The sequence below is a fragment of the Sphingobacterium griseoflavum genome (assembly GCF_014653155.1).
Taxonomy (GTDB): domain Bacteria; phylum Bacteroidota; class Bacteroidia; order Sphingobacteriales; family Sphingobacteriaceae; genus Sphingobacterium; species Sphingobacterium griseoflavum.
Map to the genome: position 1 here is coordinate 162,712 of NZ_BNAF01000012.1, position 6,538 is coordinate 169,249.

The 6,538-nt window shown below is 39.0% G+C and carries 8 protein-coding genes; all 8 read left to right on the plus strand.

The window, feature by feature from the left end; translation table 11 throughout:
* The first annotated feature begins 373 nt into the window (after positions 1-373).
* On the plus strand, positions 374-1,153 hold the full coding sequence (locus IE165_RS15670; protein WP_189627582.1) for an SDR family oxidoreductase: 780 nt from the start codon (positions 374-376) through the stop codon (positions 1,151-1,153).
* A gap of 10 nt (positions 1,154-1,163) precedes the next feature.
* Positions 1,164-1,607 carry a DUF2147 domain-containing protein gene (locus IE165_RS15675; RefSeq protein ID WP_189627583.1) on the plus strand — a complete coding sequence of 148 codons (444 nt, stop codon included), beginning with the start codon at positions 1,164-1,166 and terminating at the stop codon, positions 1,605-1,607.
* A 29-nt stretch (positions 1,608-1,636) separates the two neighbouring features.
* Complete coding sequence (locus IE165_RS15680) at positions 1,637-1,999, plus strand: hypothetical protein (RefSeq protein ID WP_189627584.1); 363 nt, start codon at positions 1,637-1,639, stop codon at positions 1,997-1,999.
* Between the two features lies 1 nt (position 2,000).
* A complete protein-coding gene (locus IE165_RS15685; protein WP_229826591.1) occupies positions 2,001-2,900 on the plus strand; it encodes a helix-turn-helix domain-containing protein in 900 nt (299 codons plus the stop codon).
* A 103-nt stretch (positions 2,901-3,003) separates the two neighbouring features.
* On the plus strand, positions 3,004-3,843 hold the full coding sequence (locus IE165_RS15690) for an SDR family NAD(P)-dependent oxidoreductase (protein ID WP_189627586.1): 840 nt from the start codon (positions 3,004-3,006) through the stop codon (positions 3,841-3,843).
* A 47-nt stretch (positions 3,844-3,890) separates the two neighbouring features.
* Entirely contained in the window at positions 3,891-4,805 is a 915-nt protein-coding gene (locus tag IE165_RS15695; RefSeq protein ID WP_189627587.1) for a helix-turn-helix domain-containing protein, read from the plus strand.
* 119 nt (positions 4,806-4,924) lie between these two features.
* Positions 4,925-5,494 (plus strand): Crp/Fnr family transcriptional regulator, encoded by a 570-nt coding sequence (locus IE165_RS15700; RefSeq protein ID WP_189627588.1) that lies wholly within the window; start codon positions 4,925-4,927, stop codon positions 5,492-5,494.
* A 78-nt stretch (positions 5,495-5,572) separates the two neighbouring features.
* Positions 5,573-6,436: an SDR family oxidoreductase gene (locus IE165_RS15705; protein ID WP_189627589.1), complete on the plus strand. Its 864-nt coding sequence runs from the start codon at positions 5,573-5,575 to the stop codon at positions 6,434-6,436.
* Positions 6,437-6,538: the final 102 nt, after the last annotated feature.

Sequence of the window (6,538 nt, forward strand, 5' to 3'; positions counted from 1 at the left end):
TTAGGCACAGTTGATTTCTAAACCGCATGCATCAGTCTGCATCTTAAAACCCTCGGATTCAAAGAAAGCAAATAGAACAGTAGCAATCGATACAGTTATCGATGAGAAACTACACAAAATCGACATTATCGAAAGTGAGCTATATCTTTTAGATTAATTTATTATCTATAAACATCCATCCCACTGGCGACCGGATCAGGGTAAATATCGATCTTCTTGGTATTTCCGGCGGAAATGCGCTGGGAATAGTGTATAGCAGTAGAAGTGAAACAAATCAAACCCTAATATTCACTTTTCACTACAATAATCCGACTTTTGGTTACATCGACATATTGATTCCTATTGATCTTTGCTTCAACAAATAGTCAAGAAAATGGATTTAAAAAACAGTACCATCCTCATCACGGGAGGAACAGCCGGAATGGGATTAGAAATGGTAAAGCAATTCACCGAAATAGGAGCAGCAGTAATCGTTACAGGTCGTAAACAAGATGCACTAAACGAAACAAAAAAACTGTATCCGGGTGTACATACTTTCCAGAGTGACGTAAGTAATCCCCAAGACATTGAGCAACTATACAAAGACGTCACTACACAATTTCCCAAGCTCAACATCCTCATCAACAACGCCGGGATGATGCGCCTGATAGACCTTCAGGACCAGTCATTGGATCTAGAAAACATCAACCGGGAAATAGCCACCAACCTTACCGGCACCATCCAAATGGTGCATCAGTTTTTGCCTCATTTATTGAAACAGCCATCTGCCGGTATAGTCAATGTATCGTCGGGGATCGCCTTTATGAGTTACTCAGCAGCTCCCATTTATAGTGCCACGAAAGCAGCGGTCCGTGCCTACACCCAATCGCTGCGTTTGCAACTGGAAGATACGAATGTAAAAGTATTTGAGATGATACCACCGGGGGTAAAAACAAAATTGCAAGACGATTGGGTAAAAAAGCCCAACGAAAGCATGATGATGAATGCAGATGATATGGTAAGAGTCGTTGTAGACGGTCTGCAGAAAGATAAAAAAGAATTGAAACCATTTATGATCCGCATCATCCAATTGGCGACTAAGATAATGCCTGGCTTAATGCTGAAGGTGGGGCATGGAGAATTTAAAGCGATCAAAAAACTAAAAAAACAATAAATAAGCACTTATGAAGAAGTTACTTTTTGCAACCGTTATGTTGCTGACATCTGCGCTAAGCTTTGCACAACAACCCGCAGACAAAATCATTGGAAAATGGGAAAGTGTAGCCGGAGATGTAAAGTTGAAATTTGCAATTTTCAAACAAGACGGCAAATATTTCGGGAAACTGTTATGGGCATCCAATATGTTTGAAGCCGATGGAAAAACGCCAAAAAAAGACAACAATAACCCTAATAAATGTCTGAAAAACCGCTCCAGGCAAGGCATTGTAAATGTCACCGATCTTAAATTTGAAAAAGGGGAATACAGCGGTGGAAAACTATATAATCCCAGTGATGGCGATACGTACAGCCTCAATGCCAAATTGAAATCAGAAAACGAATTGCATCTCCGGGGTTATCTAGGGGTTTCACTTTTGGGTAAAACAATGAAATTTAAAAGAATTCAATAAATTAGTGTACCATTTAAAAACAACGAACTATGATAAAAAGTATAATTTCTTTGGTATTGCTGCTGCTATCTGTTTATCTCGCATTCAAGCACGGCTGGGACACCTTTAACTACAAAAAAAATCCAGAATCGCTCAAAATGATGACCGAACTGGGCATTACAGAAAACATGATTCCCATTTTTGGCGGCATGACCTTGTTAATTGGTGTTTTACTCCTTATCCCAAAAACATTTTTCATTGGCAATGTGCTCAATGCCATTTCGATTGTCATCATCATGACATTAGCAGTGAGAGCAGGCAACTTTAAAATGGCATTGATAGAAATTCCGTTTTTGATCATGCCGCTGGTGATGATCTGGTTGAAATATCCGTTTATAAAATCCATTGCTTAATATGTTACCCTATCGCATAAAATCCATAGCAGACGCACACCGTTTGGCCGGAATAGAAAAGCCGCAGCATCCGCTCATCAGCATCGTCGATGTGTCCAAATTTACCAATGAATCAAACGTAGTGAGCATATTGCTTGACTTCTATACCGTATCACTCAAAAGGGGTTGTAACAATTTATTGTACGGGCAACAGAAATATGACTTTGATGAAGGCCTGATGGCATTTATGGCACCGGGACAAATCATGCGTGGCGAAGATGGCGGTATACCGCCTGATATGCAGGGCTGGATGCTGCTGATACATCCTGATTTTTTGTGGAACACTTCTTTGGCAAAAAAGATAAAACAATATGAATATTTTGATTATGCGGCCAATGAAGCGCTGTTCCTTTCTGATAAAGAAGAAGCCATGATGAACGGCATTATCGACAACATTCGTTTCGAATACAATGCCAACATCGATAAGTTCAGCCAGGATGTAATTATTGCCCAATTAGAATTGTTGTTTACGTATGCCCAACGATTTTATGAACGCCAGTTCATTACCCGGAAAATAACCAACCACCAGCTTTTAGATAAATTAGAAACGGTACTGAACGACTATTTCAACAATGAAGGGTTGCTGTCGAAAGGCTTGCCAAGCGTCCAATTTGTAGCAGATTCACTGCGTATTTCACCCAAATATTTAGGTAGTTTATTGAAGCAATTAACTGGCCAGACCACACAACAGCATATCCATGAAAAGCTGATAGAAAAAGCAAAGGAGAAACTGTCAAGCACGGCATTATCCGTTAGCGAAATAGCCTATGCATTAGGATTTGAGCATTCGCAGTCCTTCAGTATACTTTTTAAAAAGAAAACCGATATGTCGCCTTCTGAGTTTAGGCGGTCTTATAATTAAGATATTTGTTTCAGCTACAACAAGCCGTGATTTAGCTACATCCTATTATTAAATGCTGACCAAATTTGCATTGTCATTAATACTCAAATAAAACAATCAAAAAATGGACACAAAAAAAGTATGGTTCGTAACAGGTGCTTCAAAAGGTTTAGGTCTAACTTTAGTAAAAAGGTTATTGGCAGAGGGTCATTTTGTGGCCGCAACTTCCAGAAATATTGCCGAATTGGAGAGCGCAGTAAGCGATGAAAATGAGTCGTTTATTCCTTTGGAAGTTGATTTAGTCAATGAAACTTCCGTTGAAGCAGCGGTTGAAAAAGCGATAGCGAAATTCAACAAATTAGAGGTCGTTGTAAACAACGCCGGTTTCGGACAATTGGGAACCTTAGAAGAAATTACGGACCTGGAAAGCCGGCAGAATTTTGACATCAATGTGTTCGGTTCGCTGAACATCATCAGAAAAACAATGCCTTACCTGAGAAAACAAAAAAACGGTTTTATTATCAATATTGCTTCCATTGGTGGCCTAACAGGAGAATTTGCAGGTTGGGGAATCTATTGTGCTACCAAGTTTGCCGTTGTAGGCTTCACAGAAGCTTTGGCTGCGGAAGTGAAAGAATTCGGGGTGAATGCAACAGTTGTTTATCCGGGATATTTCAGAACTGATTTCTTGACTGGCGGTTCGCTCAGAACGCCAAAAACTGAAATCGAAGAATACACCGTGGCAAGACAACTTCAAACGGCGCACGAAAAAGACATTAACGGCCATCAACCCGGCGACCCTGAAAAGGCAGCTCTTGCACTGGTAGAATTGGTTTCCATGAAAAATCCACCAATTCATTTGGTTTTAGGTTCTGATGCATTCAGCCTTGCCGAAGACAAACTAAATGCACTTCAAAACGAAATCTCTGCATTTAAAAAGCTAAGTACATCTACAGATTATTAAATTTGTATGGGCAACAGTTCTTGCTGTTGCCTTTATTTTTTTAGATTATGCATAATAGAAAATTATACACCATTGATACCATTTCGGAATTTCATAAGATTTCTGGATTGCCAAAGCCTCAGCATCCACTCATCAGTTTGGTAGATTATAGGTTGGTGGAATATCAAATCGAGGAATCTGAAATCAGCTGGGTTCAGGATTTGTATTTTATTGGTTTCAAAAGAGATATTCAGGGAAAGTTTCATTATGGGCAGAGTCAATATGATTTTGATGAAGGCTTAATGTCTTTTATTGGACCCCGGCAAGTTGTACGATTGAACATTAGTAAGACTGAAAAAAAGCCTTCGGGCTACCTTCTGGCTTTCCATCCCGATTTTATATGGAATACATCTTTAGCAAAAACGATTAATAACTATAAATTTTTTGGTTATGATGTGAATGAAGCCTTATTTCTTTCCGAAAAAGAAGAAGAGACTTTAATCGGGCTTTTCAAAGCAATTGAAAAAGAATATCAATCTGGAATTGATGAGTTTACCCAAAATATTGTCATCTCCCAGATTGAGGTTATTTTAAATTATTGCGAAAGATTTTATCAGCGGCAATTTATTACAAGAAAGAAGACCAATCACCAGGTTTTAGAAAAACTGGAAATTATCCTTGATGGCTACTTTAAGGATGATGTAATTGATAAAGGTTTACCAACCGCCCATTGGATTGCCGAACAGCTCAATATGTCAACCAATTACCTAGGAAGTCTATTAAAATCTCTAACCGGACAAACTACACAACAGCATATCCACGAAAAGCTGATAGAAAAAGCAAAAGAGAAACTGTCAACCACGGCATTATCCGTTAGCGAAATAGCCTATGGGTTAGGATTTGAGCATCCACAAAGCTTCAGTAAATTATTTAAGACAAAAACCAATCAAAGTCCTCTTGAATTTAGGTCTAGATTTCACTAGAAAATATTCTGAAATCTGATAAACTAAAGACCTGACACGATTCTGTGCCAAACTCGCTACACATCACTTTTTACCAAATGTTAACTCCTTCATTAAAACGCCTTCTTAACTTTACAACAATGGAAAAATTGATTGAATATATACTGCAGTTTGGCAATCTGAACCCACAGCAAATCAACTTTATCAAAAGTAAAACAACGGAAGTGGATTTGAAAAAAGATGATTATTTTTCGGAAGCTGGGAAAGTTCCGAAATACATTGGTTTTGTTTTGGAAGGCGTTTTTCGGTGTTGCTATTACAACAATAAAGGCGAAGAGATAACCCATTACTTTATTGACGAATACAGTTTTGTTTCAGACCAGCAAAAATTTGAAGCACAAGCACTTTCTTCAGAATATATTCAGGCAGTTACCGATTGTAAATTGCTCGCTTTTACGAAGAAAGACTGGGATGCACTCTCAAATACAATAGTTGATTGGGACAGGATCGCAGCTAAAATAACCCAAAAATGTTTGTCAGATGCGATGGATAGAAGAAGTCCATTGGTGTCGGAAGATGCAACGACCCGTTATTTGTCATTTCTTCAAAAATATCCAATGCTTATCAATCGTGTTCCGCTATCATATATCGCTTCTTATTTGGGGATTACCCAACAATCGTTAAGCAGAATTAGGAAAAACATTCGCTAAAATCGCTTTTTACCAAATGGTAAATGTTTTCGTTTTTAAAGGTCGGAACTTTGTATCATTAATTTAAGGCAAAAAACAATGAGCAAAAAAATTGTATTAATAACAGGAACAAATAGCGGATTTGGATGGCTTACGGTGAAAAGCGTGGCAGCCTTGGGAAACCAAGTTTACGCAACAATGAGAGATACAAAAGGTAAAAATTCAGACAAAGCAAAAGCTCTTTCAGAGATAGCGAACGTCACGGTTTTGGATGTTGCACTTACGGACGAAAATAGTGTGCAGAATGCCATAGATACCATCATCGAAAAAGAAGGAACAATAGATGTGTTGGTAAACAATGCAGGTTTTAGCAGAAACGGTGTAGCCGAAAGTTTTACCACTGCCGATGTGCAGGAACTATTCGATATCAATGTCATCGCACCTTGGCGATTGATGAAATTGATGCTGCCCTTTATGCGCAAACAATCCGAAGGTCTTATCATCAATATTACCAGCGGATTTGGTGCTGTTTCGTTTCCTTTTGCGGCCATGTACAGTGCTTCAAAATTTGCCTTGGAAGGCATCAGCGAAGGTTTGCATTACGAAGTAAGACCATTGGGTGTTGATGTTGCCATTCTGCAGCCAGGTGCTTTCCCGACAGAGATGTCACAAAAATTCAACCCTGGTTCCGATGTTTCGGTTAATGATGGTTACGAAGCAATCGCAGATTATCCGAATAAAATGGCTGCCGCTGTTGGCAAGGCATTCGAAACCTTAAATCCCGATCCGCAAGATGTTGCAGACGCCGTGGTAAATTTAATCAGCTTACCCAAAGGTCAGCGTCCGATCAGAACCAATGTCGACCCTTTCACCGGAGAATACCTTAAAGCTGCAAATGAGGCCGTTCAGGTTCAATATGAGAAAGCATTAACTGCTTTTGGAATGGGAGGTTTGTTGAAATAAATATCGAAATCAAATTTTCACAGCTTCAAATATGAGGCCGTCTCATAAGTAATTATGGGACGGTTTTTTTTACTTGTTTACCTCGCGCTATTTTCTATCTTA

Coding starts and splice junctions, on each gene's coding strand:
- IE165_RS15705 (WP_189627589.1), top strand. CDS start 5,573: ATGAGCAAAAAAATTGTATTAATAACAGGAACAAATAGCGGATTTGGA.
- IE165_RS15670 (WP_189627582.1), top strand. CDS start 374: ATGGATTTAAAAAACAGTACCATCCTCATCACGGGAGGAACAGCCGGA.
- IE165_RS15680 (WP_189627584.1), top strand. CDS start 1,637: ATGATAAAAAGTATAATTTCTTTGGTATTGCTGCTGCTATCTGTTTAT.
- IE165_RS15700 (WP_189627588.1), top strand. CDS start 4,925: ATGGAAAAATTGATTGAATATATACTGCAGTTTGGCAATCTGAACCCA.
- IE165_RS15695 (WP_189627587.1), top strand. CDS start 3,891: ATGCATAATAGAAAATTATACACCATTGATACCATTTCGGAATTTCAT.
- IE165_RS15690 (WP_189627586.1), top strand. CDS start 3,004: ATGGACACAAAAAAAGTATGGTTCGTAACAGGTGCTTCAAAAGGTTTA.
- IE165_RS15675 (WP_189627583.1), top strand. CDS start 1,164: ATGAAGAAGTTACTTTTTGCAACCGTTATGTTGCTGACATCTGCGCTA.
- IE165_RS15685 (WP_229826591.1), top strand. CDS start 2,001: ATGTTACCCTATCGCATAAAATCCATAGCAGACGCACACCGTTTGGCC.